The following is a 26,899-nucleotide window of genomic DNA, read 5'->3' as shown; positions in this document are numbered from 1 at the left end:
GGTACCCGGTCGGCCGCGCCAGCTCGATCACTCTTCCGAGAAGGTGGCCGCATGGCCCGAGATCAACCGGGCGACCTGCTCGACGATCGGGCGGGTGCTCGACCGCCACACCACCCAGGTGGCCAGTTCCAGCGGCGGGTCGATCAGCGGAACCCACGGCCAGCCGGGCCGCAGGCGGCGCGCTCCATCGTCTACAACGGACTGAACGCGTTCGTCGTAGGCGCAGCAACGCGTGGGCGGCGGCGAAACCGCCGGGGCGCAGCGTTGTTCGTGCTGTTCGCCGGGGGAGTGGCCGGCACCATCCTGGGCGGCAAGCTGGCCACGCGGTGGGGCCGAATCCGCTCGGGCAGGACTACCTGCCGAACCGGTGACGGCTCAGACGGGTGGTAGCTGCTGCTCGACGTCGAGGAGGGCCGCGAAGGGATCCCCGACCGTTGCGATCCGGTCCAGGACGGTGCGGATCGTCCACCGGTCGGGGGCCAGGTCCGGGTCGTCGAGCTCGTCCCACTCCAGCGGAACCGACACCGGGGCGCCCGGCCGGGGGCGGGCGCTGTAGGGGGCGACCAGGGTCTTGTTGATGACGTTCTGGGTGTAGTCCAGCCGTGCCAGGCCGCGGCGGTCGGTCTTCGTCCACGCCCAGCTGACCAGCTCGGGGACGGTGCCGCCGACGGCCTTGGACACCTTCTCGACCCAAGCCCGGGTTTCCGCGTAGGTGTAGCGCGGCTCGACCGGCACCCAGATCTGGATGCCGCGCTGCCCGGTCACCTTCGGGCGGGCCTCGACGCCGAGGTGCTCCATCGCGGTCCGGTGCAGGCGAGCGAGGACGAGCACTTCCTCGAACGTCGTCCTGCTGCCCGGGTCGATGTCGAACAGCGCCCAGGTCGGGTGGCGGACGTCGGATGCGCGCGAGGTCCATGCATGCAGCTCCAGCGCCGCGTAGTTGGCCAGCCAGGCGAGGGCGGGGACGCTGTCCGGGATGAGGTACCACTGGGTGTCGTCCGGGTCGGCGTCCTCGTAGCGCCAGCGGCGGAGCCAGTCGGGGGCGTGGCTCGGGACTTCCTTGTGCCAGAAACCGGGTTCGTCCACCCCGTTCGGGAAGCGATGCGAGTTCAGCGGCCGGTCGGCGAGGTAGGACAGCATCACCGGGGCGATCAGCGCGTGGTAGCGGATCAGGTCGCGCTTGGTCACCGGCGCCTCGCCGTCGCGGGCCGGGAACAGCACCTTGTCGAGGTTGGTCAGCGCGAGGTTCCGCCCGGCCAGCCGCCATCGGCCCTTGCCGCCGAGCTCGTCGAGCGCCGCCAGCTCTTCGCCGGTGGGCGGATCCCAGTGCGCCGTCGCGCAGGACTTGTTGGCGCCCAAGGGAATCTCGGCTTCCGACGGCGGTAGATCGCTGCGCCACATCGCTTCCGGCGCGGCGGCGACCTCCTCGTTGGTGCGGCCGCTCTTCACCGACCGCGGATGATCTTCCGGATCCCAGCCCGGCTCGGCGTGCTCGTCCTTCTTGTGCAGCAGCAGCCACTGCTTCTCGCCGCGCCGCACCAGCACGAACCGGCCCACCAGTTTGTCGCCGTGCAGGTCGAAGTGCAGCGTCCCGGCCTCGATCGCGGCGGCCGGATCGTCCTCCACGGCGTCCCAGGTGCCGCGGTCCCACACGATGACGTCGCCGCCGCCGTACTCGCCGGCCGGGATGGTGCCCTCGAAATCGGCGTACTCCAGGGGGTGGTCCTCGACCTGCAAGGCCATGTGCCGCGCTGCCGGGTCCAGCGTCGGCCCCTTGGGCACGGCCCAGCTCAGGAGGACGCCGTCCAACTCCAGCCGCAGGTCGTAGTGCCGGCGGCGGGCCCGGTGCCGCTGCACGACGAAGCGGTCGCCGGTCGCGTGCATCTCGGCGTCGCCGCTGGGTTCGGCCGTGCGGGTGAAGTCGCGCATCTCCCGGTACTTCGCCAGCCGCTCGTCGTTCACTTCTCCCACATACCCGATATCAGGCGCGAGCAAAAATCGGGGGTGTCATTCCAGCACCAGCAGCTGGCGTTCGGCGGCGATCTCGGCACCGGCCGCGCGCAGGTCGGCGAGCTCTGGCGCGTCGGGGTGGGCCAGCGGATTGGTGTTGTTGAGGTGGGTGAACAGGAACCGCGTCCTCGGGTGGCGGGCGATCTCCGGCAGGGCCGCCCGGATCGGCAGGTGCCCCATGCTGCTCGCGGGGCGGTCGCTGCCGGAGGCATGCGTCAGCTCGTCCTCGGTGAAGAAGGTGCCGTCCAGGAGCACGACGTCGGCGCCATCGATGATCTGCTCGAACGCGTCGCTCCAGGCCGGCAGGCACGGCGCGTACACCAGGCTTCGGCCGGCGCCGGTGAACCGGTAGGCGACGACCCAACCGGTTCCGCGCAGTTCGCCCGCGTAACGGGGGCGCTTGTCGCCGACGACGGCGATCTCGGCAGCGAGTCCGGCCGTCAGCACTTGGCGATCGGAGACGGTCTGCGGCTGCACGGCGGTGTAACTGCCGATGACCTCGGTGATCGGGAACGCCTGCCGAAGCGCCTGGTGGACGGCGGCGGTCGCGTAGATCGGCAGCCGGGCGGCTTCCCGCAGGGTGAGCAGGCCGAGGGTGTGGTCCAGCTCGGCGCTGGTGAGCAGCACGCCTTCGACGGGGGTGCGCCGGGTGCCCGGCGGTGGACGGAGTTCGGGGGTTGCCAGCAGCTGCGTTCGCAGGTCCGGCGATGCGTTCACCAGGTACCAGGAGTTTCCGTCGCCGCTGATCGCCAGGCAGTCCTGGCTGAGCTGCACGCCGAGTTCCGCGGCCCGGCAGCAGCTCTGGCAGCCGCAGTTCCACTGCGGAAGGCCGCCGCCTGCTGCGGTGCCCAGGACACGTACCCGCATCACATCCGCCTCGGAACTGCCGGCTGCGGTTCGAACTCGGTCCGGATCAGGTCGTGGTGTTCGGACAACGCGCAGGCCGGATCGGTGACCGCCGCGTCGCCCACCAGCTGGTATGCCTGGCACCGGCAGCCGCCGAAGTCGACGTCCTTCAACGCGCAGCTGCGGCAGGGATCAGGCATCCACTCGGTGCCCCGGAAGCGGTTGAACGCCGCCGAATCGAACCAGACCGCCTCCAGCGCCGAGTCGCGCACCGAGGGGAGGTCCAGTCCGGGCAGCTGCCCGGCGGCCAGGCAGGGGAGCACGTCGCCGTTCGGGGCCACCGTCAGTTGCCGGTTGCCCCAGCCGTAGTTGCACGGTTTGGGGCGTGGGCTGAAGTGGTCCGCGGTCACGTACACGATCTCTAACCGGTCGCCGTAGCGCTCGCGGGCCAGCGCCGCGTCCGCGTCCGCGCGCTGCACCTGCTCCCGGCGGGGCATCAGGGCGGCGCGATTGCGCAAGGCCCAGCCGTAGAACTGGGTGTTGGCCAGCTCGACGCGTTCCGCCCCGAAATCCACTGCGAGTTCGACGATGTCGAGCAGCCGCGCGATGTTCCCGCGGTGCAGGACTGCGTTGACGGTCATGGGCAAGCCTGTTGCGGCGATGCTGCGCGCGACGATCATCTTGCGGGCGTGCGCGCGACGTCCGGCGATGGCGTCGGCCGACATCGCGGCCGAGTCCTGCACGGACAGCTGGATGTGGTCCAGGCCGGCCTCGGCGAGTTCGTGCAACCGCTTCGGCGGCAGGGAGAACCCGCTGGTGACGAGGTTCGTGTACATGCCGAGTCCGCGGGCCGCCGCGACGAGGGGAACGAGGTCCCGGCGCAGTGCCGGTTCGCCACCGGATAGGTGCAGTTGCAGCACGCCGATCGACCGCGCCTGCTCGATGACGCGCAACCAGTCTTCGGTGTCGAGTTCGTCCTGGTAGTCGGCGAGGTTTAGGGGGTTCGAGCAGTACGTGCACTGCAACGGGCACCGATAGGTCAGCTCGGCCAGCAAGCCCAGGGGCAGGCCGGATCGCGGATCCTGCTGCTGCGGACCGGATTCCGCCACCTCGGCCGGTTCCGCCCCCAGCATTCGGCGACGCGCCAGGTCCGCGAGCATTTCGAGCACGGATTCGGCGGTCACGCCCTGGTACGCGGCCGCGAGCTCGCTGACGATGTCGGTGACCGTGCGCTTGGTGTCGCACTTGCGCACAATGTCGGCTGCGGTGTCGTTGAGCAGCAACACGCCTTCCGGGTACAGCAGGGCGTGCCTCGCGCGGACGCGGTCATGCACAAACCGGACACCGCGCCGCAGCCCGGGGCGGCTGTCGGCGGTCACGTCCATGACTGTCCCTTGTAGTCGATGGCGTCCAACATCGCCCAAAGCACGTCGCATTTGAACGCCAACGCCCGCACCGCGGCGTCCTGCTGCTCGCGCGTCTCGCAGTGGTCGAGCACGACCTGCAGCGTCTGGGTGCTGTCCGCGCGGGCGGCCGGGATCCGCCGCTCGAAGTAGGCCAGCCCGGCGGGTTCGATCCAGTCGTAGTGGCGCCGCCAGGCGGCCATCCGGTCGGACATGTGATCGGGCGAGAACATCTCGGTCAACGCCGCGGCCACACCCTCGATCCACGGCTTGCGCCGGCAGAAGTCCAGATACGCGTCAGCGGCGAACCGAACGCCGGGCAGCACGTGGCGCTCGTCGAGGACCTCGGACCGCTGCAGGCCGACCGCTTCGGCGAGCACCAGCCAGTCGTGCAGGCCGCCTTCGGCGTCGCTGGGTCCGTCCTGGAAGCCGATCCGCTCGATCCAGATCCGCCGCACCTCGGGCAGCGGGCAGTTCGCCGCGATGGCGGCGTTCTTCTGAGACAGGTGTCGTTGGTAGTACCACCGGTTGGCCACCCACAGCCGAACTTCCGGAGGGCTGCATCGGCCGTCGTGCAAGCGTCGGTGGAATGGGTGGTGCGCCCAGTAGCGCTTCGCTAACCGCTGCAAGGATTCCCGGAAATCGGTCTCGCCCAGCGGTTGGCTCACCGATTGCCGTCATGCGCGTAAGCGGTGACCTCGGGACGGGTTTCGTACTGTTCGACCAGCGGCGGAGTCCAGCTCGGCGGAGCGGGGGCGGGAACGGATTCCGAAGGAGCGGCCATCACAGGACCTCCATTTCGCAAGAAGGACAAACGAAATCGGACCGTACTAGCGCCGAACCGCAATAATCAAGATTGCAAACCGAGAACAACACGACCGCCGCAACGGGAACCGCCGATCAGCCGAGAATTTCGCCGCCCGGCTCAGGCAACGGGAAAACCGCGCTGCCGGGCAGCCTCGTACAGCAGCACGGTTCCCGCTGAGGCCGCATTCAGCGAACTCGCGGCGCCCCCGATGGGAACCCGGACGACCTCGTCGCACATTTCCTGCCAGGTGGTGCTCATCCCGGTCGTCTCGTTGCCGATAACCAGCAGGACGGGCCGGGTGAGATCGCATTCGGTGATCTCGGAGGTGCCGTTCTCGTCGGTGCCGACGACCGCGATCGGCACCCCGCGCCGCCGGTGTTCGGTGACCCAGTCGAGGACGCCGCGCGGTGACGGCACCCGGACCGCAGGCACCGAGAACAGCGACCCCGTGCTCGCGCGCACCGACTTCGGGTCGTAGACGTCTGCGGCATGACCGCTCACGATCAGGCCGTGGGCGCCGAAGGCGTCCGCGGAGCGCACCAGGGTCCCGATGTTGCCGGGGTTGGTGGGCCGGTCGAAGATCACGCCCAGGAAGTCCTGCTCCACTGGCACCCTGTCGAGGTCGTCGGGCCGCAGCTCGGCGACGGCGATGAGTTCCGGTGGCTCGGATTCGCGCTCGCCGAGTTCCCAGAGTAGATCCGGGTGCACTTCAACGGTCTTGACGGCGCATTCATCGATCAGTCGCCTGGCCCAGGATGAGAGTTTCCTGCCCGACGGGTACAAGAGACTGCGCAGTGGCCAATCGCGCTCCACCGCGAGCGTAATCGGTCGCACACCGTGGATCAGGAATTCGCCGGAACGCTGTCGCTTGGTGCGGTTCGACAGCAGGGCTTGCCACTGCTGGAAAAGTGCGTTGCGGGTGCTGACGCGAAGACTTTGGCCGGAACGCGCGCCTGCACTGCCCTTGCCGCGGATTTTCCCCGGATCACGTCTTGCGTCTGACACCGCGCAAGGCTAACAGGCACTGAGGAAGGCGATTTCGCGGCGATTCGCTGTGACTTGGGCCACTGCTCGTCACGCTTCTTCGTCGTGCCCCGTTCCTTGTTCGCACTCGGTTGCGCGGATTCGAGAGGAAACCAGGGCGTTTCGGATCGTTGTTGTTGGGGCTGGCTACCCCGGGTTGGCCGCGGCGAAGCTCGCGGCCCGGTGGACCGATGCCGAGGTGACGTTGATCAACGCAGGTGATCGGTTCGTCGAGCGGGTGCGGTTGCACCAGCTCGCCGCCGGGCAGGCGCTGCGGGACCTACCGTTGGCGGACCTGGTCGAGGGCACCGGCGTGACGCTGGTCGTCGACCGCATGACCGGGATCGACGCTACTGGGCAGGCGGGACGGGCTGATCCAGTTCGTGCGCGCCGACGACAGCCCGCGCGAAGCCGTGCTGACCGGCCGGAAGCAGCGCTCTACAAAGAGGCCATCGTCGGTGGCACGAATCCTGTTCGAGCGGAACCCGGTCATTCCGACCTCGTTCCAGCGGTACCGGATGGTCCCGGGTTTCGGCCGGTGAGCTGGCGATCTTCCGGCCAGTAGAATCGGCCCGTGGAGCTCTTTCGCGGTGCGCTCGGGATTGGCGCGGATCAGGCGCTGGAGGTCGCGGTAGCGCATGCGATGTTGCGCCGCGTCAGCAGAGGCGAGTCGGGTCCGGCGGTGCGGGTGTACCGGCCGGACGCCCGCGTCGTCGCCTTCGGACGGCGAGACACGCTGCTGCCCGGCTTTCCCGACGCGGTCCGCGCCGTTCGGGACGCGGGGTTCACGCCGGTCGTGCGCGCCCCGGGCGGCCGTGCGGTGGCCTACACCGAGCGGTCGCTGGTGGTCGATCACGTCGGCACCGACCCCGGTCACCTGGCGGGCATGGACGAGCGGTTCGTGGGCTACGCCGAGCTGTGGGCCGGGGTGCTGCGCAACCACGGCGTCGGCGCGCAGGTCGGAGCGGTGCCGGGGGAGTACTGCCCGGGGGCGCACAGCGTGAACGCGAGGGGCCGCGTGAAGCTGGTCGGCACTGCGCAGCGGATGGTGCGTGGCGCATGGCTGTTCAGCGCGGTAGCGATCTTCGACGACGCCGAAGTGCTGCGCCCGCTGCTGACCGAGGTCTACCGGCACCTGGATCTGCCCTTCGACGACGACTCGGTGGGCTCGGTGGCCGCGGAGTCGCCCGGCGTATCGCTCAACGACTTCGAAGCCGAGGTCGTCGCGGCCTACGACGAACGATTCGGCTTGGTCCCGACGCGGTTGGCCGACGACCTGCTCGCCAAGGCCGGCGAACTGGTCGACGACCACCGCATTTGAAGCGCGTTCAGGCGGCGGTCACCTCGGGCGCACAGGCCGCCAGTTCCGGCTCGGGCTGGGAGCGCTTGCGCAGCACAACCATGCCGATGACCGCGAAGAGGACCACGAAGGTGGCGCCGACGACGGAAACCGCCTGGAGACCGCTGGTGAACGCCTCTCGCGCCGGGGCGAGCACGCTCGCCTGGTCGGCCAGCCGCCCCGCTGCGCTCATCGCGCCGGCCATCCCGTCTCGGGCCTCGACCGCGACGCCGGACGGCACTTCCGGCGGAATCGCGAGCACGTTGCGGTAGACGGCCGTGGCGAGGCTCCCGAACAGCGCGACGCCCATCGCGATGCCGAACTCGCCACTGGTCTCCGACATCGCCGATGCGGCACCTGCCTTCTGCGCCGGCACTGAACCCACGACCATCTCGGTGCAAAGCACGCCCTGCGGGCCCATGCCGAAGCTGGCGACCACCATGCCGATGGCCACCACCGCCGTCCCGTTCCCGACATCCGCCAGCGTGAACAGCAGAATCCCGCCCGCCGCGAGCAACATGCCGAAGCCGAGCACGAACTCCGGCCGGAACCGCTTGGCCAGCCTTGGCGCGATCAGCGACCCGACGACGACAGCACCGGCCTGCGGCACCAGCAGGACCCCCGCCTCAAGCGCCGTCAGCCCGGCGACCAGCTGGAGGTACTGGCTGACCAGCATGAAGACGCCGCCCATAGTGATCGCGCCGACCAGCATGATGCCAAGTGCGGCGCTGAAAGCGCGCACCCGGAACAGCCCCAGATCGAGCATCGGATCGGCGATCCGCCGCTGACGACGCGCGAAAACCACACCCAGCGCGAGCCCGACCGCCAGCGCTGCCAGGCTCGGCACCTGCGGGCCGTGCTTGGCGAGCTCCTTGAGCGCGAAGACGATCGGCAGGATCGTGGCCAGCGACAGCCCGACGCTGATGAGATCCAACCGGCCAGCGCTCTCGTCGCGGTACTCAGGTAACAGCGCCGGAGCAACTGCCAGCAGCAGGACCATCACCGGCACGCCCATCAGGAAGACAGAACCCCACCAGAAGTTCTCCAGCAGCACGCCGCCGACCACGGGCCCGATCACCATGCCGCCCATGAAGCAGCTCATCCAGACCGCGATCGCGGTCCCGCGCTGCCGGGCGTCCTGGAACATGTTGCTGATCAACGCCAACGTCGAGGGCATCAGCGTGGCCCCGGCGATGCCGAGTACCGCCCGGGCCGCGATCAGCATCGCGGGTGTGGGTGCGAAGGCCGCCGCGATCGATGCGATGCCGAACCCCGCGCCGCCGAACATCAGCAGCTTCCGCCGCCCGATGCGGTCCCCGAGCGTGCCCATTGTGACCAGGAATCCGGCGATCATGAACCCGTAGCTGTCGATGATCCAAAGCAGCTCGGTGTTGCTGGGCCGCAGGTCGGCGGCCAAGTGCGGCACCGCGAGGTGCAGCACGCTCATGTCCAACGACAAGAGCAGGGTCGGAAGCGCAAGCACCGCAAGCCCGACCCACTCCCGCCGTCCCGCACTCGGTGTCATATCCACGTTCGAGAACCCTCTCCTCCGGTGCCCGCTCCCACCGGCACCGTTGCGCTGTCACAGGAGTTGACCCGGGCCGTGCCGAGAACTAATCGGTCGAGGTGGCGATCAGGCCCGTGATCTACTCGGCGAGTGGGTGACGCGGTGAGCTTCGGCGGTGGCTGGGACAGCACCCGCAGACGTCCGATCCGGTTTGGACGGTGTCGCCCGGGGGATTCCCGGCTGACGGGCCAGTCATTCGTTCACCACGAGGCGCAGCACGGCAGGTCCGTCCGGGATCCGGATTTCCAAGGACTGGATTTCGTTGCGCCGCAACGGTGTTGTCATGTCCAGCGACGCCGTGTTCTGCGGCAGCGCGTACCACCTTGCCAGCTCCGCGGTGCGGCCATCGCGTTGGACCGTGACCAGCATGTAGTCACCGCCCTTCGTGCCCTCATAGCTGCACGACATGTCCACGCGCGTGCCGGTGGAAACGTCGCTGAGGTTGATGCTGGCCTGCACCGGGTAGGCGCCGAGCGCCGTCATCTCCTCACCCGCCGTACGGTCGGTCAGGAGAAGGGAGAGCATCAGCACCAGGCAGGCCGCCGCGCCGACTAGCACCGCGGACACGGTCGCCAGCAGCCGGTGTCGCCGTAGGCGCTGGACCTCGGCCAGCAGCTTCGGCAACCGGTCCGGTGGCGGGGGTTCGACATCGGCGTGGTGCTCGTCGACCTGCGCGAGCAAGCCCGGCAATCCGGCCAGCAGCCGAACGGAATCAGCGCAGGAATCACAGGTGGACAAGTGCGACTCGAACGCCGCCCGGTCCTCGGGTGACAATGCGCCGAGGACGTACGCGGCGTCGAAGGTCTCGAACGGGTCTGCCCCCGGCTCGATGTGCCGGCTCACCGGGTCACGCCCCTTTCTTCGAGCGCCAGGCGCAGCGCGCGCAACGCGTAATGCGTCCGGGACTTGATCGTCCCAGGCGGTACCCCCAACCGGTGAGCGGCATCGGTCACCGACATGCCCTGGTAGAAGCACAGCGCCAGCACCTCGCGGTGCCGCGGGGACAGCTCGGCGAGCGCGTCGGCGACCAGCCAGCCCTGCATGGCCCGGTCGGTTTCGTCGGTGGGCACGGGTTCCGGCGGTAGGTCGGTGAGCACCTCCGCGCGGTTCGCCGCCGAGCGCCAGCCGTCGATGGCGATCCGCCGCGCAACCGTGAACAGCCAAGCCCGGGCGGACCGCTGGGACTGGTCGAGCACCTTCGGATGCCGCCAGGCCCGCAACAGGGTTTCTTGCACCACGTCTTCGGCACGCGCGCGGTCTCCGCTGGTCAAGTGCAAGGCGTAGGCCCACAGCGCGGACGCGTGCTGGTCGTGCAGCATGCGCATCAACTGCGACTCGGCGTCGTCGCTCACACCGCAGCCCGACGTCGGGAACGCGCCGCCAGCAGTGCGGCGCTGAAGACGATGCAGCCAGCCTCGGTGATCACGCCCCAAACCTCCTCCGAGGTAGCGAACTGTTCCTGCACACCGAAGAGCCCGACGGTGACCGAAAGCCAGTAGGCCAACAGCGTCGCCGCGCCGAATCCGACCGCCGCCAGGACGGGCAACCAGTGGCGCCAGATGAGCACGGCAACCGCGATCACGACACCGGCCACGAGGTTGACCAGGAACAGCGGCCCGATGACGTCGGTGTCCCCGGCCCAGTCGAACCAAACAACGAGGTGCACCCACGCCGAACCCAGCAACCCCGCTGCCACCAGCACCCGCAGTATCCAGTCGGACATCGCCACACTCCCGCCGCCGCAGAATCCGCTACGCCAGGGAACACGAAATGCTCGCCCTTCCGGTTCAAAATTCTGGGCGGCGTTGAACCGGGGCCGGTGGTTGCTCGTGTCATACCGCATGACCTTTGAAAAGCACACTCGCCGAACTGTCCTCACCGCCGGGGGAGCCGTCGCCGGTGCGGCCGCGGGAGCTGCCGCCCTCGCGGCCTGCGGCCACGACACCGGTTCGCAAGCGCCCGAGTCCGGTGCTGCCGAGCCCAGTGCGGGCGCAGCCGTTCCAACGCCGGGACAGCCCCTCGCGGCGCTCAGCGCAGTGCCGGTCGGGGAAGCCGTCGCGCTCAAGACGCAACAGGGGCAGCCGGTGATCGTGTCCCGGCCCAGCGACGACACGGTCGTCGGTTTCGACGGGAAGTGCACGCACAAGGGTTGTGCGGTGGCTCCGCAGGGAGCCGAACTGCGCTGCCCGTGCCACGGGTCGGTCTTCGACGCGTTCACCGGTGCCGTCAAACAAGGCCCGGCCACGACACCGCTGCCCGAACTGAAGGTCGTGGTCGAGAACGACCAGATCATCAGCGGCTGAGGTATTCGTCGACGATTTCCCGGAACGGCGGGTGGAGTTCGCTCGCTCAAGGCGCTGCAGATTGGCTATCCGATTGAACCGGAGAGTTCAGCTAGGCTTACCATGCGGTGGTGAGCGGCGCGGACACTTCGGCGACGCCGGGGCGCAGCGCCTCGCGCGGTCGCATCGACAAGCGTCAGGCGATCCTGGACGCGGCGATGCGGGTGTTCGCCCGCGAGGGGTATGCCCAGGCTGGGATGGACGCGATCGCCGCCGAAGCGGGCGTCGCCAAGCCCACCGTGTACAACCACTTTGGCGACAAGGAGAACCTGTTCCGGCAGGCGATCGCCGCCGACTCCGGCCGGGCGCTGGCGCGCAACATGGCTGTCGTCGAGCAACTGCGCGGCGATGGCGAATTACATCCGATGCTGGAAGAGGTCGGATTCCACCTGCTCCAGTGCTATTGCGACGACCGCTCCTGGGCGCTGCGCCGACTGCTCTACGCCGAGCTCGGCAAGTTTCCCGACCTGATCGACATCGTCCGGGGCCGCGCGGCGGACCGCGTCACCGAAGCGCTCGCCGACCGGCTCGCCCGGCTCGTGCTGGCCGGCCGGCTGCGCAACTGCGATCCCGCCGAAGCCGCCGAGCAGTTCGCGGCGCTGCTCACCGGCCCGATGGAAGCGCGGGCCAGGCTGGGCACCCGGCAGGTCCCCGACGACGAGCTCCGCGCCGTGGCGGCATCCGCAGTCCGCACGTTCCTGCAGGCCTTCGCGCCGCAAGCCGGCTAGACGAGTAAGTCTGAATACGATCAGTGATCGTAGGCGGTGAGTGAGCGAGTGACTGGCTGGCCGGTGCGGCCGTCGCCCAACGTGTCGTTGACCGACTCGATGAGTTGGCGGACTTTCTTGAGCATCGGCTCGCCTGCTCGCAGGACCTCCTTCTTGCGCGACGGGCGCAGCAGCGTGATGCCCTGTTCGGACAGTGATCGTTCGAAGGTCTTCGAGGCGAACCCCTTGTCACTGATCAGCAGCAGCCCGGCCCGGTCCTTGATCATCTCGGCGTCGACCTCCAGCATCGCGGCCAGCACCTCGCGCTCGCCGAGCTTGGGATCTGCCAACGCCCACAGCATCGGCATCCCGGCCGGGGTGCACACCAGGTACAGGCGCAGACCCCAGAAGAACCGCGAGTGTGACGCGCAGTAGCCGTAGCCGGCGAAGCCGGCCAGGTCCGAACGCTTGACGGTGGGGCGGGACATGCCGCAGGGCACCGGGGTGGAGTCGGTGATCCACACGGTGTCATGCCAGAAGTCGGTGTCGCGGGCCAGTACCCGGATGATCCGTTTGATCCGCGGCAGTGCGGCACGCAGGCGCTTGTTGTACCCGGACTGTCCGGGCAGGTAGGGGAACAGATGCCGCAGGTGTGTGCGGGTGTAGCGCAGCCATCGGGCCTCATTGTGAAAGCCCAGCATCGCCTGCATGACGGCCAGGCACAGTAACTCGGAGTGGCTGAGCTTGGGTGGCCGACCAGGCAGCCGAGCCGAACCGGCCAGGTCATCGTCGATTTTGACGTAGAGTGCGATCACGAGGGTGTCCAGGTCTGTCGTCACAAACGGATCATGGACACCCTCGCCTCATGCTCGCAGGAATTTGGAATTACTCGTCTAGGTCCGGCGATCACGGGCCTACGTGGATGTGGGCGGCCCAGAGGCGCGGGTCGTGGGGGTGGAGTTGCCGCATCGCCCGCACCGTGCGGTGCAGGGCTTCGGCCGCGTTGGCGATGTCCAGCACACCATCTTCAGCCAGGTCGGTGTACAGCGAGTCGATGATCGAACCGTCGCCGTCGACCGACCACAACGGACCGATCACGTGTTGGAAACCCCCGGCATGGTGCAGCAGCGGCAGCAGCTGGGTGATCGAGTCGGGTGGGCTGCCCGGATCCAGCGCGACCTCGTTCGCCGACACGTAGGCGAACCCCCCTGGCGATCGCACGAGGTCGGCGATGGGCAGCGGGCTGCCGTCGGTACCGGACAGTCGGCTCGACGCGGAGTCGTGCGCCTTCTGGATGCCGCGGCAGGCGAAATGCACGGGCCCGGGTTCGGCCAGTGCGGCGAGCACTGCTGCGCGCGTCGACTCGGTGAGTTCGAGGACCTTCGCGGCGGGCCAGCGCTGGGTCACCAGGCCGGCTTCGGCCCGAGCGGTCGCGCGGTCGCCGAGGACCACGCGGGGATCGAGGCCGGCCTGGAACTCGGACTGCCGGGCGTGCATCAACGACTGCAACGTCGCGGTGTAGGACGGAACCGTGCGTTCCAGGACCGACCGTCCGGTGCCGGGGAGCGTCGCGCTTCCGGCCGCGTGCAGCGGCAAGAAAGCGGCCGGGCCGGTGGGGCACCACCAGATGCGCGGCCACCGCTGGTCGTCGGCGGGCACTCGGCCGAAGGCGGTGACGTAGTAGTAGCTGAGCACGTTGAACACCGGCTCGGCCACGGAATGCCAGAGCCAGGCCAGCACCTCCCGCACGTCGGCTGCGTTGTCGGCCGACAGCAGGAGCCTGGTGTACTTCGCGGTGCTGCGGACGTCGAGGCGAGGCAGGGTCACGCCGACCGCCTCGCCAGCGGTGACGAGCAGGGCGTGCGATCCGTACGCGCTGACGTTCACCATGACCACGGGACCGTCCGCAGCGGCATCGCGGAGCTGCCCGAACGCGGGCGGTGTCAGGTACCGCTCGAAGCCGGGTTGGCTGCGGACCTCGTTCACCAGCTCCGCCTACCGGTCGGCCAGGCGGCGCTGGCGCCCGACTGCCTTCCGCCGCACCGCTGCCCCCAGCAGGTTGTCGGGGAGGTAATCCAGTTGCTGGCGGACGCGTTGCAGATCCGCCGCGAGCGCGGGGAGTTCGTGGCGCAGGGCGGTGTGCTCGTCGCCGGTGCCGAGCGCCTGCGCCAGCAAGAGATTCCGGCCGTGTTCCAGCAGCTCGACGGCCTGCTTGGGGGTGCCGTCGTGCACCGCGCAGGCGGCCATGTCGGCGACCAGGGCGGTCAGTTCGTACCGTCGAGCGGCGTCCGGGGGCGGCCCGAACCTGGTGACCAGCGGCAGCAGGGCCATCGCCGACTTGAACATGGTCGCCGCGTCTTCCCACCGGCTGGTCTCGGCCGCGAGGTGCCCGGCCAGCACTGCTGCGCGCATCCGCGTCGCGGCAGGTGCCGTCGGCAGCTCTGCGGCCGCCCGCAACGTGGCGTGCGCAAGCCGGTAGGTGCGCCGCCGGTTCTGCTTGGATTGCCGCTGCAGGACGTTGCACAGCTCGACCGACACCGCCGCACGTTCCGGATCATCCGCGGGCATCGCCGCCAAGACCCGCTGGTACGCGGTGATCGCCGCGTTGAGGGTCGACTTGGCCTGCGACTGCTCGAACTCGCGCACTGCGAGGCGGCCGCGCTGTATCCAGTGGCCCAACCGCACCGGGCCGTCCGCAGGCGCCAGTCGATCGAGTTCGGTCAGGGCCGCGTCGGCACGAGCGAGGTCGTCGGCGGCGCCTGCGTTCTCGAAGCGGCAGAGCAGGCAAGCCACGAAGACCCGCAGCGCGCAACAGCGATCCTCGTCCGGCGCGTCGGCGCAGTAAGCGGCCCGGTCCGCGAAATCCACTGCGGCATCGAGCGTGCGCCCGTCCCTGGTGATCGCGAACTGCCAGCGTAGCAGTTCGCTGAAGGAAAGGAACACCGACGCGAGCCGGGGGTCGTCGCTTCGAAGCCGCTCGACCGACCGGTCGAGTACCTCGATCGCTTCGTCCAGCGCACCGCGTTCCGCGGTGCAGTCGAAGTGCTCCGCGCCCGCGCCCGCCAGGTTGAACAGCGCCGTTGCGAGGAGCCCGTCGTCGCGTGGGCTGCTCGTCGCAGCGCGGCTCAACTCGTCCACCGCGCATCGGAGATCTTCGGGATCTCCCTCCTCGTCGAAGCGCATGCGCAGGGCCACGCCGAGCCTGCACAGCGCCACCCGGAGATCCGGTCCGCCGGGCACCTCATCAGCGGCGTCGTGCAGCAGTTGAACGGCGGCGTCGAGCTTCTCGACGCCGGAGCCTTGGTCGAAGCAGGTGACTAACGTAGTGCCCACCCGCAACAGCAGCGTCGGCCGCTCCGGCAGGTCGGGCGGCGCGTCTGCGGCAGCTTCGCGCAGCACGTCAACGGCTTCTTCCGTTCCGGTGCCGCCGAGTGCGGCGCGCATCCGCAGTGCGTCTACCAGCCGCAGGAGTGCCGCGACGCGCTGCCTCGATCCCAGTGATGTGAAGTCGGCTGCTTGACGGGCGGTCGTCACGGCTTCCTCGACGAGTTCCGGGCGTCGGCTGCGCCGCGCTTGCTTGAGCAGCGCGAGGCTGAGATTGGACCAGTAGAGCGGCCGCTGCGGATCGGTGCGTCGTGCCGAGTCGAGAGCTTCCCGGTAGTGCCTGATGGCTTCGTCCAGATCCGCCGGGTGGCCGTCGGCTTCGAACCAGAGGTGCATGGCATTGCCGAGGTTGTTCACGGCGGCGGCGCGTTGCGCGTCGTTGAGCGGAATCTCCTCCACGATGCGCGACAACGCCTCGGTTGTCTCCGGGAGCGCAGCGAGATCGCGGCTTCGCACCATGTGCTGGAGCGCGGCGATGACCGCGTCGTGGCTCGCTGCCTGCGGGCCTCCCCGGGAACTGGTCATCGAGCTCCATTTCGTTCGGGCACATCGGTGACAGGTGACAGGGTGGGGCCGGTCCGGCCGCTTTGGCATCCGCCGAATGGCGGTCGCCCGGCACCCGCCTGGGCCGGTGTCGTTCGCCGATCGGTGCAGTGGAAATGCCTGGAGCGCTTGCGGAAACGCGAGGTCGGTCCGGAGGCGGCAGGTTGCTGTCGCGCCGAGGTTATCGCTCGACCGACCCGCCGCCGTCCGGCAGATCGAGGTGTAATACCTTAACCTCGCGGTTGCTTGGAGAACCCCTGCTTGGAGAACCCCTGCCTGGCGAACCCGGCTCGTTGACCGACGTGCACGTCGATGAGGAGGCCGAAGATGTTCCGCACGAACATGTCGGCACCCCGAGCGGTCTTCGCGCGTTGCCCGTCGAGCACTTTCACCGCATCTGATTGGACTATTCGGTCGCATTAGCACAGTGGACTGATTCGGATTCCCGGCTCGGTGCAAGGGAATTCGCTGCTCCGTCGATGGAGCGTTGAGAGAAAGGAAACGCGGTGTCGATTCAAGAATCCAATGTGGAGGATCTGGAGGGCGCGGAGGACGCGTCGAGCGAGCTCGCCGCGTTCGAGGCGGAACTCGATCTGGACGAGAGCCACCTGGTGCGCGGCTACAACTGACGCGCCGGTCGGTCAGCTCGTTGGCTGGGGTGGGCCGAGCACCCGGTGGGTGTAGGCCATGTGGTCCCGCATCGGCTGCTCGGTTCGAAGCACATCCGCGCCCAGCACTACGTTGAGCAGGTCGCGGTGCTGATCGGCTGCGTGGCGCAACCCGCCCTCGGACCAGTTCGTCGAAATGCGCCCGGCGGTCGCCGAGGGGTTGGTGGCGAGCTTCGTCAGCGCGGCGAGCGGGGCGGGAGTCGCGACGTCTCGTTCTTTGTGGACATTAAAATTCGGTTCTGTTGGTGGTCGACAGGCGCGCGCGAGTTGCCTGGCCCTGGTCGGGTGGATGGGGCGCGACGGAACCGAATGGCGCTGGGGCAGCATCCGGTCGGCGCCGCGCGGCCTCATGCCGGGGGTGCAATCGTGTGCCGCGGCTCTGCCTGGACCCCGCATGTCGGCGGTCAGGTGGGCGATCGAGTGAACCCGTCCGGGGTGGACGGTGGTGGTCAGGCGGTGATGTGGTCACGCAGCTGGGTTGCCAGGTCGCGGATATCGCGGGCGATGACGTCCCAAGCTTCGGTGGGGTGCAGGTCGGACTGCTGGGTGGTGCCGTACTCCTGCGGCCGCGCGACGAACGCTGTCCGAAGGCCCGCGCTGCGGGCCGCGGCCAGGTCCGAGTTGTGCGCCGCGCACAGCATGACTCGGTGTGGCGGCAGGTCGAGCAGTCGCGCCGCGCCGAGGTAGGCGTCCCGGTCCGGTTTGTAGCACCGGGTCACGTCCGAGCCGATGATGACGTCCCAGGGCAGCCCGGCGTGCTTGGCCATGTTGGTCAGTAGTGCGAGGTGCCCGTTGGACAGCGGGCCGATGATGAAGTGCCGCTTAAGCTCGGTCAGCCCGGGCACACTGTCCGGCCAGCCGTCCAGCCGGTGCCAAGCCCGGTTGAGCCATTCCACGTCGGCCGCCTCGATCCGCTCGATGGGCAGGCCCATCTCCTCCGCCGTGGCGATCAGGTTCTCCCTGTGCAGCTCGTCCAGGGTGAGGAACTCCCGGGCGCCGCTGCGGATGGGCTCCAACGAGAGCTGGTAGCGCGCTCGCCACCGCAGCGCGAACTCGGCGGCATCGACCTCGAATCCGTACCGGTAGGCGATCGCCTCCACGGCGTCGGCCACGCCGGACTTCCAGTCGACGACGGTGCCGAAGGTGTCGAAGAGAACGGCGTCGACGATCCGCTGCGGAGCTGCCGGAGCTTCCGGTCCGATCGCCATCGTTGGACCTCCTTCGTTGGGCCGCGCTTCGCAGGTCGACCCTAGCAAGGAGGCGGGGCGGAATGTAGATCCACTCAGCGAGATGTGCTCGACAGCGCCCGCGGATATCCTATGTGGACAAGGTTCTACCTCGGCGCGGCGGCGCGGGTCTGCTCGGCGAGCAGTGCGATGACGTCGGCGATGTCGTTGCGGCGGGCGTGCGCCAGGCGCTGGCGGTGAGCTCCGCTGCCATCCCGCAGCACGCGGTCGAGGAGGTCGGTCACCAGTCGGGTGTCGCCGCTGGCGTCCAGGGCGGGCAGCGCCGCCTTGACTGTCTCGTCCAGGAGAGATCGCGCAGGCCTGAGCTCCCCGGTCACGTCCAGGCCTCGCCCCTCCAGCCCGTCGCGCGCGGCGCGCCACGTGGCGAGGCGGAGGTGCTCGTCGGGGAGCTCGGGTGCGGGGCGGTCCTCGGCGATGTCGTGCAGCGCCGCCGCGGCCAGTGCGCGCACCAAGAGCGCTAGCAGGAGTGCTTCTTCCGCTGTGGCGACGGCGTCCGCCACCCGAACTTCCAATGTGGACAGATGCGGCGCGGGACGGGCGAACCAGTAGATCATGGAGTGGTCCAGCGCGGCGCCGCTGGCCAGCAGCGTGTCGACGGCGCGTTGGTAGGAGGCCGGATTCCGGTGCATCGGCGGCGGTCCGGCCGACGGCAGCCGGGACCAGACGACCGTGCGCCAGCTGGCGTGGCCGGTGTCCCGGCCGTCGTAGAACGGGGAGTTCGCGGTGAGCGCGAGCAGTGCCGGGAGGTGCGGGCGCAGGTGGTTGGACACCGCGAGACTGGTGGCCAGGTCGGGCATACCGACGTGGACGTGGCAGCCGGTGGCGGTGTGCGAGTCCAGCAGCTGCCCGAAGTGGTCGCTGATGCGCCGGTATCGGGGAGTGTCGGTGATCGGGAAGGGGGCGGGGATGCCGAGCGGGGAGTACCCGGTCGAGACCAGTCGCAGGTTGCGCCGATCGGCCGCGACGACGAGGGTGCGCCGGGCCGCGAGCAGGTGTTCGCGGGCCTCGACGGCGGTGCGGCAGACGGGGGTGTTGGATTCCAGCTGGAAGCGGGCGAACTCGGCCTTGAAGGTGCTCGTGGCGTCGTCGTCGACCGCCGGGATGCGTGGGGCCGGGCGGCCGGTCTCGGGATCCAGCAGCTCGTGGTGCCGGGCGGCCGGTCTCGGGATCCAGCAGCAGGAACTCCTCTTCGATCCCGAATGTCGGGAGGGGCGAGCCGCGATGCATCGGATGCCCTTTCCGGCGGCTCGCCTGGTCAGTCTACTGTGGATGGAATGTTCAGGCCGGCCCGGTGCGAGTCGGGGTTCAACACCGGGCCGGGGATTTTTGGGGACCGGGACGAGGGGCGGCGGGCCGGCGCGCTGGAGCACGCGTTCGCCAGGAACTGAGTGATCCTCACGCGCTCGGCCGCCTCTCGGTCTCCCCGTTCTCGGTCGCGATCGAAAGTATGGAGAAGCTGGCGTACGCATTTCAAGCAATCCACGCAACATTCCGGTATTCCAACCCGAACGGCCCAGTTGATCACGACAGTTGCATCACCCGGTTCGGCTGTTTGAGTTGCGCGACGGGCCGACGCTTGACCGAATGCAGGTATTGCACAGACGATGCATGAGTCTTCCGAACAAGGAGGAGCAAGTGAAGTTGACCTTCCAGGGAACGACGTCCCACGCCGGTACCTGCCCCACGCTGTACAGCACCGACCAGGGAACCTACGTCGTCCAGGGCTACAAGGTCACCGATCCGGAAGCGCTTGCCGCGCTTAGGGAGCGCGGTCTTCCCGACCACGAGACTGCGGTGGAGGTTCCAGCTGCTCTGCTCGACTTCGTGCCGAAGGCGGCGCCGTGAGTACCTGGGTGTTACCCGGCGCGGAGTTCGAGGAACTCCTGCGCTCGTTCCGGCACCGGGCGTGGCGGTGGGAATGCCAGGGCACCTACCGCCAGCCCGCCGAAGCCGAACCCTGGCGCCGCTGGCGGGCCGGCGAACCGGACGACCTGACCTGGCTGCGGCCCTGGCTCGATGAGGTCGCAACCGCGACCCGCGCGGGCCGGATCTTCTCCCGGGTCCGGGTCTTCCGGGATCCGCCCACCGAATACCAGCGCTGGCAGCTCGATGTCAGCCCGGCCAACATCGCCGCCGGTGAGGACCTGCGGGTACTCACCCAGGTCGAGGCGGACGCGCTGGGCCTGCCAGCCCGCGACTTCTGGCTCTTCGACGAGACCAAGGTCGCGTTGATGCACTTCGAGAACCAGCGATTCGCTGGCACCGAGATCATCGCCAGCCCGGGGGAGGTGAACAGGTACCGGGCCTGGCGGGACATCGCATACGATCATGCGATTCCGCTGATGGTTTACCTGCACGACCTGACCCAGAGGAGCCGGTGACCGATTTCGACACTCGCCGCCTGGCGTTCGGCGACGCGCTGCGTCGGCTGCGCCTGGCAGCCGGGCTGTCCGGGAAACAGCTCGCTCAGCAAGCCGGGTGGACGCCGTCCAAGGTCTCGCGGGTGGAGACGGCGAAGCAGTCCGTCTCCGACGCGGACGTGGTCACCTACTGCCGGCTGACCGATGCTGCCGACGATGTGGTGGCCGAGCTGCGGCAGGAGCTGCGCGAGATCCGGATCGAGGCAGCGAGCTGGAAGCGCCAGCTGCGCACCGGGAATCGCGCCCGACAGGAGTACAGCCAGCAGCTCGAGAGCGGCGCAGAGCGCATCCGGCTTTTCGAGATCGCGCTGATACCCGGTCTATTGCAGACCGCCGAGTACGCCCGGCACGTCTTCGAGGTGGTTGCGGACCTGCACCAGAGCCCCCGCGACGTCACCGAGTCGGTCGAACGGCGAATGTCCCGCCAGAGCGTGCTTTTCAGCCCGCGGACGAAGGTCGAGATCCTCTGCTCGGAGGCCGCGTTGCGGCATCCCATCGCCCCGCCCCAGGTCATGGTCGCCCAGCTGGACCGGCTGCTGGCCCTCGCCGGCATGTCGACGATGCGACTGGCGATCGTGCCGCTGGACGCGCAGCTGACGGCGGTTCCGCTGCACGGCTTCGTCATCATCGACGACCTCGCGCTGGTGGAGACGGTCAACACGGAGATGACCATCACCGAGGCAGAAGAACTGGCGCGGTTCCACCGCCTTTTCGACGCTCTGTCGGCTGCGTCGTTGGAGGATGCTGCGGCCCGCTCGCTTTTGCAGCGGCTCATCGCGCACTACGCCGCAGCCGACCAGCCGTGAGTCTTTGGGCCGGTCGAGCGGCCGGACCTGGGTGTCCGTCCGGTTGCTGCGGTACTACGAGGAGAAGGACCTAACGGGAGCGGAGACCATCCAGCAGCGGATCGAAGTGCTGACCGCGATCCGGAAAGCGATCGACGTGGAAACTAAGCCGGCAGCCGAGCGATGATCCACAGCACCGGGCCGCTGCGGTGGGTGTGCACGACTCCTACTCCGGCGGCCTGCAGCGGCTCGGCGACCTCGTCGGGGTCGAAGAACACCAGGCCGGACCGGCCTCCGACCAGCTTCGCCGCCCGGTGCAGCAGGCTGCCGCGCGGCGTCGGCACCATGACCGCGATCCAGCCGGCGGGGGCGAGCACCCGTGCCATCCCGGCCAGCACGTCGTGCGGGTCGGGGATCAGCTGCAGCGCGGCGAAGCTGGTGACGAGGTCGAAGGTGCTGTCGGGGAACGGTAGCTCGCGCGCGTCGGCGCGGATGAACCCGACGTTGTCGGTGGTCTCGGTGCGGGCGGCCCGCGCCAGCATCGCCCCGGAAACGTCGATGCCGATCGCGAGCCCGGTCGGGCCGACGGCGCGCCCCAGCCGGGCCGTGACGTTGCCGGGCCCGCAGCCGATGTCCAGCACCCGCCCACCGGCGGGCGGATACGCCCGGGTGGGCAGCCCGAACCACATCGGGAGCACGCGCCGGGTGAGCGACTGCGCGTGGTCGTAGAGGGCCGAACCGGCCTTCGACTCCCAGAACGACTGGATCGGGCCGGAGGGTGCCTCGCCCTGCGCGCCGAGGAGGTCCAGGTATCCGCGGCTGGTGTCCGGATGCTCCGGTGCGGATGCCAACAACGGCAGCACCCGCTCGAAAACCGCAGGCACGGACCGGTCGGTCATGCGCACCTCCAGCTGGTCGGCACCACTCAGCCTAGGACGACGGCGCCACCAGCGGCCAGTCCGGGCCGGACGACGCAGGGCCTGCACCGCCCCGGCGAATTTGCCTGGTTCAAGATCTTCACAGCGCGCGTTCCAAGGGGCGAGGATCTATCGGCTTCGGCGCCGCTTCGCGCTGTCCAACCGGTCACGGAGGAGTGCCCATGTCCATCGCTGCCAGCTCGCCACCCACTGCGGTGCCCAAGGGGCGCATCGTCGCGGCGAGCTTCATCGGCACCGCCATCGAGTTCTACGACTTCTACATCTACGGAACCGCGGCGGCGCTGGTGTTCGGCCACTTGTTCTTCCCGACGTTCTCGCCGCTGGCGGGCACGCTCGCGGCGTTCGCCACCTTCGGCGTCGGGTTCATCGCCAGGCCGGTCGGGGCCGTGGTGTTCGGCCACTTCGGCGACCGCATCGGTCGCAAGACAATGCTGATCGTCTCGCTGCTGCTGATGGGGACCGGCACCGTGGCGATCGGTCTCCTGCCGACGTTCGAGACGATCGGCGTCGCGGCGCCGATCTTGCTGGTGACCTGCCGGTTCTTGCAGGGTTTCGGGCTAGGCGGTGAGTGGGGCGGTGCCGTGCTGCTGGCCACCGAGTACGCGCCGCAGGGCAAGCGCGGGCTGTGGTCGAGCTTCCCGCAGGTCGGTCCGGCGGTCGGCTTCGTCATCGCCGGTTCCGCGTTCCTCGCGCTCGGCGGAACCATGCCGGAGGAGTCGTTCGACTCGTGGGGCTGGCGGGTGCCGTTCCTGGCCAGCGCGCTGCTGATCATCGTCGGCTACTACATCCGGATGAAGATCGCGGAGACGCCGGTGTTCGAGAAGGCCATGCGGGAGCAGGAGAAGGCCAAGGCGCCGATCGTCGAGGTCTTCAAGCGCCAGCCCAAAACTCTGCTGCTGGCGACCTGTTCGTTCATCCTCGCGCACACGCTGTTCTACACGATCACCACGTTCTCGCTGTCCTACGGTACCGAGGTGCTGCACCTGGGCAAGAACATGCTGCTGATCTGCGCGATGATCGCGGCCGCGGTGATGGGCATCGCCACCCCGGTCCTGGCGATGTACTCGGACCGGGTCGGTCGGCGCCGGGTCTGCCTAGGTGCCGCGATCCTGGCGATCGCGTGGGCGTTCCCGCTGTTCGCGCTGATCAACACGAAGCAGCCGGTGCTGATCGCCATCGGCATGTCGGTGGGCATGATCGCGTTCGCGGCCCTGTTCGCGCCGATGGGCGCATTCCTGTTCCTGCCGGAGCTGTTCGCGACCCGTTACCGCTACACGGGCTCGTCGGTGGCTTACAACGCCAGCAGCATCGTCGGCGGCGGGCTGAGCCCGATCCTGGCCACCCAGTTGATCGCCTGGACCGGCTCGTCGCTGCCGATCTCGGCCTACGTGGTGCTGATTGCCGTGATATGCGCGGTGTGCGTCTGGTTCATGCGCGAGACCCGCGATGCCGACCTGACCGTCGAACCGACCGAGAGGTAGCGAGGGCGGGAGTAGTCGCTGGCCACTCCCGCCCCGTTCAGCGGTGCTCGGGGTTCTCGAAGTGGGGGCGGCAGCCCGCGTCCCACTCCGTGCGCTGGTTGCCGTAGGCGGGGATGCCGCCCGCCCGGTCGAGCATCGCCGCCACGTGCATGAGGTTGTAGGTCATGAACGTGGTGTTGCGGTTGGTGAAGTCGTTCTCCCGACCACCGGAATCGGGGTCCAAATAGGACGGACCGGGCCCGATCGAGCCGATCCATCCGGCGTCGGCCTGCGGCGGGACGGTGTAGCCGAGGTGCTGGAGGCTGTAGAGGACGTTCATCGCGCAGTGCTTGACGCCATCTTCGTTGCCGGTGATCAGACAGCCGCCGACGCGTCCGTAGTAGGCGTACTGGCCGGCGTCGTTGAGCAGCGACGAGCAGCCGTAGAGCCGTTCGATGACGTGCTTCATCGCGGAACTGTTGTCCCCGAGCCAGATCGGCCCGGCCAGCACCAGGATGTTCGCCGCCAGGACCCGCTGGTACAGCTGCGGCCATTCGTCGGTGGCCCAGCCGTGCTCGGTCATGTCCGGCCAGACACCTACGGCGATGTCGTGGTCGACGGCGCGGATGCTGTCGACCTCGACGCCGCTGCTGCGCATAATTCCCGCGCTGAGTTCGAGCAGGCCTTCGGTGTTGCTGCGCTCCGGCGAGCGCTTGAGTGTGCAGTTGATGAACAGCGCGCGAAGGTTGTCGAAAACTGGTTCGGTCGCTTCGGTCATCGCCCTCGCCCCCTGCCACGTCTCCGAGCGGTCAGTGCAGCACTGAGCGCCGCACCGGGCAACTCGCCGAACGGGGGGGAGGGGACGAGGAATGTTGATACAGGTAACATCGATGGCGGGCAGCGCCTAGCGGAGGGGGAAGCAGTGGGCGACAGGCGTCGCGGTGTGCAGGACGCGGACATCCGCCTCGGCGCGGCGATCCGCTCCCGCCGCAAGGAACTCGGGTGCACGCTGGTCCAGGTCGCCGCGGACACCGGGCTCTCGCACCCGTTCCTGAGCCAGGTCGAGCGCGGGCGGGCGCGCCCCTCGATGCGCTCGCTTTTCCTGATCGCCGAATCGCTGCGCACGACGCAGCAGGCCTTCCTGGCCGAGGCCGCACCGTCGGCCGGAGGCGTCCGTTTGGAGCAGGGCACGGACCAGGTGGTGGACTCGGTGCGGCTGCTCGACCACTACGAGGCGGGCGCCGACGTGACCGAAAGGGTCGTCAGGACCGAGGAGTTCGAAGACTACTTCAGCCATGCCCGCCGCGAGTTCGTCTACGTGGTCTCCGGGACGATCGAGGTGGAACTCCTGGTGGAGCCAGAGAAACCGGCCGTGCACGAGCTCGGCCCGCGCGACAGCATCGCCTGCCCCGGCCGCGCCAAGCACCGCCACCGCCGCACGAGCCCGGACCCGGCCTTGGTGCTGATCGTCCACTCCGGACCGCCAGCCTGACCCGGCGGCAAAGCAAGACCGGGAACCGGGGCCCGAGTAAGTTGCCGTCATGGTCTTGTCAGGATTGCGCTGGTGGGCGGCAAAGTGGCGGAAACTTCGCGGACAGCGGCTTCCGGAGGCGTCTAATGGTCGGATGATGCCTTCGGAATCGCAGGTCCTGCCAGGGGGTTTCGGATATCCGCTCGGGTTCGCCAGCGGATTCGTGGTCGTCACAGCGTGCATCGCGGTGGACGAGACGGCCCGCCCCGCAGCCGCCGTGGTGCTGCTGGCGATCTTAGTCGCCATCGTCTCGGCACTCACGACGGTGCCCGCAGCCACCGCGACCGCGGCGGTGTGCTGGGCCCTCTTCGCCACCTTCTCGATCGGCGTGCGCGGTGACCTCACTGTCGACGGGTCGACCGTCGTCGGGCTCGGCATTCTCCTGCTCGCCGCCGTGGTCGGGCTGATCGCGGGCGCTGTGTCGCGCGCGAGACGACGTCACTCGGCTGCGCAGTCCACGCCGTTCGTGCCGGCACCTCGCCAGCCGTCGGTGTCGGAGCGGCTCAGCCACTAGCCGCGCAGGTCACTTCCGGGCCTTCGGGGCGTTCTCGGCGGTCTTGCCTGGGTCGCGTTCGACGACCGGGGCGAGGATCTCGTCCATGCGCCGCAACAGCTCGGCCTCCAGCTTCACCCCGGAGGCCGCGACGTTCTCGGTAATCTGCTCGGGCCGGGAGGCGCCGATGATGGCTGCCGAGACGTCCGGGTTCTGCAGCACCCAGGCCACCGCCAGCTGCGCCAGCGACAGCCCCGCCTCGTCGGCCAGCGGCTTGAGCAGCTGCACCCGCTCCAACACCTCGTCGCGGAGGAAGCGGGACACGAACGTCGCGCCGCCATTCTCGTCCGTGGCGCGGGAACCCGCAGGTGGGGTGGCCCCGGGCAGGTACTTGCCGGTGAGCACGCCCTGCGCGATGGGGGACCAGACGATCTGGCCGATGCCCAGCTCCGCCGAGGTCGGCATCACCTCGTCCTCGATCACCCGCCACAGCGCCGAGTACTGCGGCTGGCTGGACACCATCGGCACGTGCAGCTCCCGGGCCATCGCATGGCCGGCGCGGATCTGCTCGGCGGTCCACTCCGAGACCCCGATGTAGAACGCCTTCCCGCTGCGGACCACGTCGGCGAACGCCTCCATAGTCTCCTCCAGCGGCGTTTCCGGGTCGAAGCGGTGCGCCTGGTACAGGTCCACGTAGTCGGTCTGCAGCCGCCGCAGCGAAGCGTCGATGGACTCCATGATGTGCTTGCGGCTGAGACCGCGGTCGTTGCGGCCCGGCCCGGTGGGGAAGTACGCCTTGGTGAAGATCTCCAGGCCTGCGCGGCGCTCGCCCCGCAGCGCGCGGCCCAGGACGGCCTCGGCGCGGCCCTCGGCGTAGACGTCGGCGGTGTCGAACGTGGTGATCCCGGCGTCCAGTGCCGCGCGGATGCACGCGGTCGCGGCGTCCTCCTCGACCTGGGATCCGTGGGTGATCCAGTTTCCGTAGGCGAGTTCGCTGATGACCAGGCCGCTGCGGCCGAGATGGCGGAATTCCATGACTCCCCTTCGAACGCGGACGGAGCCGAACTTACCTGCCCGGTCCGGCGCGGGCGACGTGCGTCGCGGAGGCGCCGATCGCGGCCAGCACCGAAAATTTCCTTGCGCAACCGGCGAGTAAAGAGCAATGTGTCCGTCGCACGGTTCGGACGGGGCACGCCCCCGGGCGGCGTGCGGCCTGGCGGGACAACGGGGTCTTGCCAGGCGTTGGGTCTCGGGCGGGCGCGGTGGCGCCCGGCCCAGCAAGATCGAAGGGTTCCACGTGCGCCACGAGCAGCAACGACCACCTCGCCGTGCCCGCACGACCCCCGTCCTGGGGCGGGCCGGAACGACGCGCCTGCTGCTGAAGG

32 protein-coding genes are annotated in these 26,899 nt (G+C 69.0%); 13 read left to right on the top strand and 19 right to left on the bottom strand.

The window, feature by feature from the left end; genetic code table 11:
- The first annotated feature begins 51 nt into the window (after positions 1-51).
- Positions 52-390: a hypothetical protein gene (locus tag SSPN_RS59390; RefSeq protein ID WP_029535050.1), complete on the top strand. Its 339-nt coding sequence runs from the start codon at positions 52-54 to the stop codon at positions 388-390.
- On the opposite strand, the gene SSPN_RS0106965 is transcribed toward SSPN_RS59390, so the two are convergent.
- The 5 genes from SSPN_RS0106965 to SSPN_RS0106945 form a co-directional block, all read right to left on the bottom strand.
- Positions 376-1,962: a non-homologous end-joining DNA ligase LigD gene (locus SSPN_RS0106965; RefSeq protein WP_010693150.1), complete on the bottom strand. Its 1,587-nt coding sequence runs from the start codon at positions 1,960-1,962 to the stop codon at positions 376-378. The two genes, SSPN_RS59390 and SSPN_RS0106965, sit on opposite strands and share 15 nt — an antisense overlap.
- 45 nt (positions 1,963-2,007) lie before the next feature.
- Entirely contained in the window at positions 2,008-2,877 is an 870-nt protein-coding gene (gene pqqB, locus SSPN_RS0106960) for a pyrroloquinoline quinone biosynthesis protein PqqB (RefSeq protein ID WP_010693148.1), read from the bottom strand.
- Positions 2,877-4,241: a pyrroloquinoline quinone biosynthesis protein PqqE gene (pqqE, locus tag SSPN_RS42775; protein ID WP_010693145.1), complete on the bottom strand. Its 1,365-nt coding sequence runs from the start codon at positions 4,239-4,241 to the stop codon at positions 2,877-2,879. The genes pqqB and pqqE overlap by 1 nt, the downstream gene beginning before the upstream one ends.
- Positions 4,232-4,927, bottom strand: coding sequence for a pyrroloquinoline-quinone synthase PqqC (gene pqqC / locus SSPN_RS0106950; protein WP_010693144.1), 696 nt, complete (start codon positions 4,925-4,927; stop codon positions 4,232-4,234). Before pqqC ends, pqqE begins: the two co-directional genes overlap by 10 nt.
- A gap of 257 nt (positions 4,928-5,184) precedes the next feature.
- Complete coding sequence (locus SSPN_RS0106945) at positions 5,185-6,072, bottom strand: TrmH family RNA methyltransferase (protein WP_237710473.1); 888 nt, start codon at positions 6,070-6,072, stop codon at positions 5,185-5,187.
- Positions 6,073-6,247: 175 nt separating this feature from the next.
- On the opposite strand from SSPN_RS0106945, the gene SSPN_RS58235 reads away from it, so the two are divergent.
- Entirely contained in the window at positions 6,248-6,655 is a 408-nt protein-coding gene (locus SSPN_RS58235; protein WP_010693142.1) for a hypothetical protein, read from the top strand.
- Between the two features lie 9 nt (positions 6,656-6,664).
- Positions 6,665-7,411 carry a lipoate--protein ligase family protein gene (locus tag SSPN_RS0106935; protein ID WP_010693141.1) on the top strand — a complete coding sequence of 249 codons (747 nt, stop codon included), beginning with the start codon at positions 6,665-6,667 and terminating at the stop codon, positions 7,409-7,411.
- A 7-nt stretch (positions 7,412-7,418) separates the two neighbouring features.
- Here SSPN_RS0106935 and SSPN_RS42770 read toward each other — a convergent pair whose 3' ends face one another.
- From SSPN_RS42770 to SSPN_RS0106915, 4 genes are all read right to left on the bottom strand, one after another.
- Positions 7,419-8,954, bottom strand: a complete 1,536-nt coding sequence (locus SSPN_RS42770; RefSeq protein WP_010693140.1) for an MFS transporter — start codon at positions 8,952-8,954, stop codon at positions 7,419-7,421.
- Positions 8,955-9,188: 234 nt separating this feature from the next.
- Positions 9,189-9,839, bottom strand: a complete 651-nt coding sequence (locus tag SSPN_RS0106925; RefSeq protein WP_010693138.1) for an anti-sigma factor family protein — start codon at positions 9,837-9,839, stop codon at positions 9,189-9,191.
- A complete protein-coding gene (locus tag SSPN_RS0106920) occupies positions 9,836-10,321 on the bottom strand; it encodes a sigma-70 family RNA polymerase sigma factor (RefSeq protein ID WP_044573536.1) in 486 nt (161 codons plus the stop codon). Before SSPN_RS0106920 ends, SSPN_RS0106925 begins: the two co-directional genes overlap by 4 nt.
- A 23-nt stretch (positions 10,322-10,344) precedes the next feature.
- A complete protein-coding gene (locus tag SSPN_RS0106915) occupies positions 10,345-10,719 on the bottom strand; it encodes a hypothetical protein (RefSeq protein WP_029535047.1) in 375 nt (124 codons plus the stop codon).
- A gap of 118 nt (positions 10,720-10,837) precedes the next feature.
- On the opposite strand from SSPN_RS0106915, the gene SSPN_RS0106910 reads away from it, so the two are divergent.
- Both SSPN_RS0106910 and SSPN_RS0106905 read left to right on the top strand, forming a co-directional pair.
- The gene (locus tag SSPN_RS0106910; protein WP_010693132.1) at positions 10,838-11,299 is read left to right on the top strand and encodes a Rieske (2Fe-2S) protein; all 462 of its coding nucleotides are present in this window, start codon (positions 10,838-10,840) and stop codon (positions 11,297-11,299) included.
- 110 nt (positions 11,300-11,409) lie between these two features.
- Positions 11,410-12,066 carry a TetR/AcrR family transcriptional regulator gene (locus tag SSPN_RS0106905; protein ID WP_044573533.1) on the top strand — a complete coding sequence of 219 codons (657 nt, stop codon included), beginning with the start codon at positions 11,410-11,412 and terminating at the stop codon, positions 12,064-12,066.
- Between the two features lie 20 nt (positions 12,067-12,086).
- Here SSPN_RS0106905 and SSPN_RS0106900 read toward each other — a convergent pair whose 3' ends face one another.
- From SSPN_RS0106900 to SSPN_RS56470, 4 genes are all read right to left on the bottom strand, one after another.
- The gene (locus SSPN_RS0106900; protein ID WP_010693130.1) at positions 12,087-12,884 is read right to left on the bottom strand and encodes an IS982 family transposase; all 798 of its coding nucleotides are present in this window, start codon (positions 12,882-12,884) and stop codon (positions 12,087-12,089) included.
- A 67-nt stretch (positions 12,885-12,951) separates the two neighbouring features.
- The gene (locus SSPN_RS0106895) at positions 12,952-14,031 is read right to left on the bottom strand and encodes a CHAT domain-containing protein (protein WP_029535046.1); all 1,080 of its coding nucleotides are present in this window, start codon (positions 14,029-14,031) and stop codon (positions 12,952-12,954) included.
- A gap of 9 nt (positions 14,032-14,040) precedes the next feature.
- The gene (locus SSPN_RS0106890; protein WP_029535045.1) at positions 14,041-15,954 is read right to left on the bottom strand and encodes a hypothetical protein; all 1,914 of its coding nucleotides are present in this window, start codon (positions 15,952-15,954) and stop codon (positions 14,041-14,043) included.
- A 248-nt stretch (positions 15,955-16,202) separates the two neighbouring features.
- Positions 16,203-16,364 (bottom strand): hypothetical protein, encoded by a 162-nt coding sequence (locus SSPN_RS56470; RefSeq protein WP_010693129.1) that lies wholly within the window; start codon positions 16,362-16,364, stop codon positions 16,203-16,205.
- 114 nt (positions 16,365-16,478) lie between these two features.
- Between SSPN_RS56470 and SSPN_RS61510 the strand changes: the two genes are divergently transcribed.
- Complete coding sequence (locus tag SSPN_RS61510; protein ID WP_010693127.1) at positions 16,479-16,601, top strand: hypothetical protein; 123 nt, start codon at positions 16,479-16,481, stop codon at positions 16,599-16,601.
- Positions 16,602-16,613: 12 nt separating this feature from the next.
- Here the strand turns inward: SSPN_RS61510 and SSPN_RS54370 are convergent, their stop codons facing one another.
- The 3 genes from SSPN_RS54370 to SSPN_RS42765 all read right to left on the bottom strand — a co-directional run bounded on the left by SSPN_RS54370 (position 16,614) and on the right by SSPN_RS42765 (position 19,257).
- On the bottom strand, positions 16,614-16,991 hold the full coding sequence (locus tag SSPN_RS54370; RefSeq protein ID WP_143539632.1) for a hypothetical protein: 378 nt from the start codon (positions 16,989-16,991) through the stop codon (positions 16,614-16,616).
- Between the two features lie 98 nt (positions 16,992-17,089).
- Positions 17,090-17,848 carry a haloacid dehalogenase type II gene (locus tag SSPN_RS0106870; RefSeq protein WP_010693125.1) on the bottom strand — a complete coding sequence of 253 codons (759 nt, stop codon included), beginning with the start codon at positions 17,846-17,848 and terminating at the stop codon, positions 17,090-17,092.
- Between the two features lie 125 nt (positions 17,849-17,973).
- Positions 17,974-19,257: a carboxylate-amine ligase gene (locus SSPN_RS42765; protein ID WP_010693124.1), complete on the bottom strand. Its 1,284-nt coding sequence runs from the start codon at positions 19,255-19,257 to the stop codon at positions 17,974-17,976.
- 265 nt (positions 19,258-19,522) lie between these two features.
- On the opposite strand from SSPN_RS42765, the gene SSPN_RS0106855 reads away from it, so the two are divergent.
- Genes SSPN_RS0106855 through SSPN_RS61505 form a run of 4 tightly spaced genes read left to right on the top strand, consistent with a single transcriptional unit; the run spans position 19,523 to position 21,279 of the window.
- Complete coding sequence (locus SSPN_RS0106855; protein ID WP_044573530.1) at positions 19,523-19,732, top strand: hypothetical protein; 210 nt, start codon at positions 19,523-19,525, stop codon at positions 19,730-19,732.
- Positions 19,729-20,268 (top strand): DUF6879 family protein, encoded by a 540-nt coding sequence (locus SSPN_RS0106850; protein ID WP_010693122.1) that lies wholly within the window; start codon positions 19,729-19,731, stop codon positions 20,266-20,268. The genes SSPN_RS0106855 and SSPN_RS0106850 overlap by 4 nt, the downstream gene beginning before the upstream one ends.
- A complete protein-coding gene (locus SSPN_RS0106845) occupies positions 20,265-21,113 on the top strand; it encodes a helix-turn-helix domain-containing protein (RefSeq protein WP_010693121.1) in 849 nt (282 codons plus the stop codon). Before SSPN_RS0106850 ends, SSPN_RS0106845 begins: the two co-directional genes overlap by 4 nt.
- A 31-nt stretch (positions 21,114-21,144) precedes the next feature.
- Positions 21,145-21,279 (top strand): hypothetical protein, encoded by a 135-nt coding sequence (locus tag SSPN_RS61505; RefSeq protein WP_010693120.1) that lies wholly within the window; start codon positions 21,145-21,147, stop codon positions 21,277-21,279.
- On the opposite strand, the gene SSPN_RS0106835 is transcribed toward SSPN_RS61505, so the two are convergent.
- Entirely contained in the window at positions 21,257-21,991 is a 735-nt protein-coding gene (locus SSPN_RS0106835; RefSeq protein ID WP_010693119.1) for a methyltransferase domain-containing protein, read from the bottom strand. The two genes, SSPN_RS61505 and SSPN_RS0106835, sit on opposite strands and share 23 nt — an antisense overlap.
- 200 nt (positions 21,992-22,191) lie before the next feature.
- Between SSPN_RS0106835 and SSPN_RS0106830 the strand changes: the two genes are divergently transcribed.
- Complete coding sequence (locus SSPN_RS0106830) at positions 22,192-23,511, top strand: MFS transporter (RefSeq protein WP_010693118.1); 1,320 nt, start codon at positions 22,192-22,194, stop codon at positions 23,509-23,511.
- 37 nt (positions 23,512-23,548) lie between these two features.
- Here SSPN_RS0106830 and SSPN_RS0106825 read toward each other — a convergent pair whose 3' ends face one another.
- Positions 23,549-24,268 carry a flavodoxin family protein gene (locus SSPN_RS0106825; protein WP_010693117.1) on the bottom strand — a complete coding sequence of 240 codons (720 nt, stop codon included), beginning with the start codon at positions 24,266-24,268 and terminating at the stop codon, positions 23,549-23,551.
- A gap of 144 nt (positions 24,269-24,412) precedes the next feature.
- On the opposite strand from SSPN_RS0106825, the gene SSPN_RS0106820 reads away from it, so the two are divergent.
- Together SSPN_RS0106820 and SSPN_RS0106815 are read left to right on the top strand one after the other, a co-directional pair.
- Positions 24,413-24,982, top strand: coding sequence for an XRE family transcriptional regulator (locus SSPN_RS0106820; protein ID WP_010693116.1), 570 nt, complete (start codon positions 24,413-24,415; stop codon positions 24,980-24,982).
- Positions 24,983-25,118: 136 nt separating this feature from the next.
- Complete coding sequence (locus SSPN_RS0106815) at positions 25,119-25,535, top strand: hypothetical protein (protein WP_029535044.1); 417 nt, start codon at positions 25,119-25,121, stop codon at positions 25,533-25,535.
- A gap of 9 nt (positions 25,536-25,544) precedes the next feature.
- Here the strand turns inward: SSPN_RS0106815 and SSPN_RS0106810 are convergent, their stop codons facing one another.
- A complete protein-coding gene (locus SSPN_RS0106810; RefSeq protein ID WP_010693113.1) occupies positions 25,545-26,549 on the bottom strand; it encodes an aldo/keto reductase family protein in 1,005 nt (334 codons plus the stop codon).
- Positions 26,550-26,899 lie beyond the last annotated feature (350 nt).

Source organism: Saccharopolyspora spinosa NRRL 18395 (assembly GCF_000194155.1).
GTDB classification, from domain to species: Bacteria; Actinomycetota; Actinomycetes; order Mycobacteriales; family Pseudonocardiaceae; genus Saccharopolyspora; species Saccharopolyspora spinosa.
Note: the sequence above shows the minus strand (reverse complement) of the source record. Positions and strands in the feature narration are given on the sequence as shown.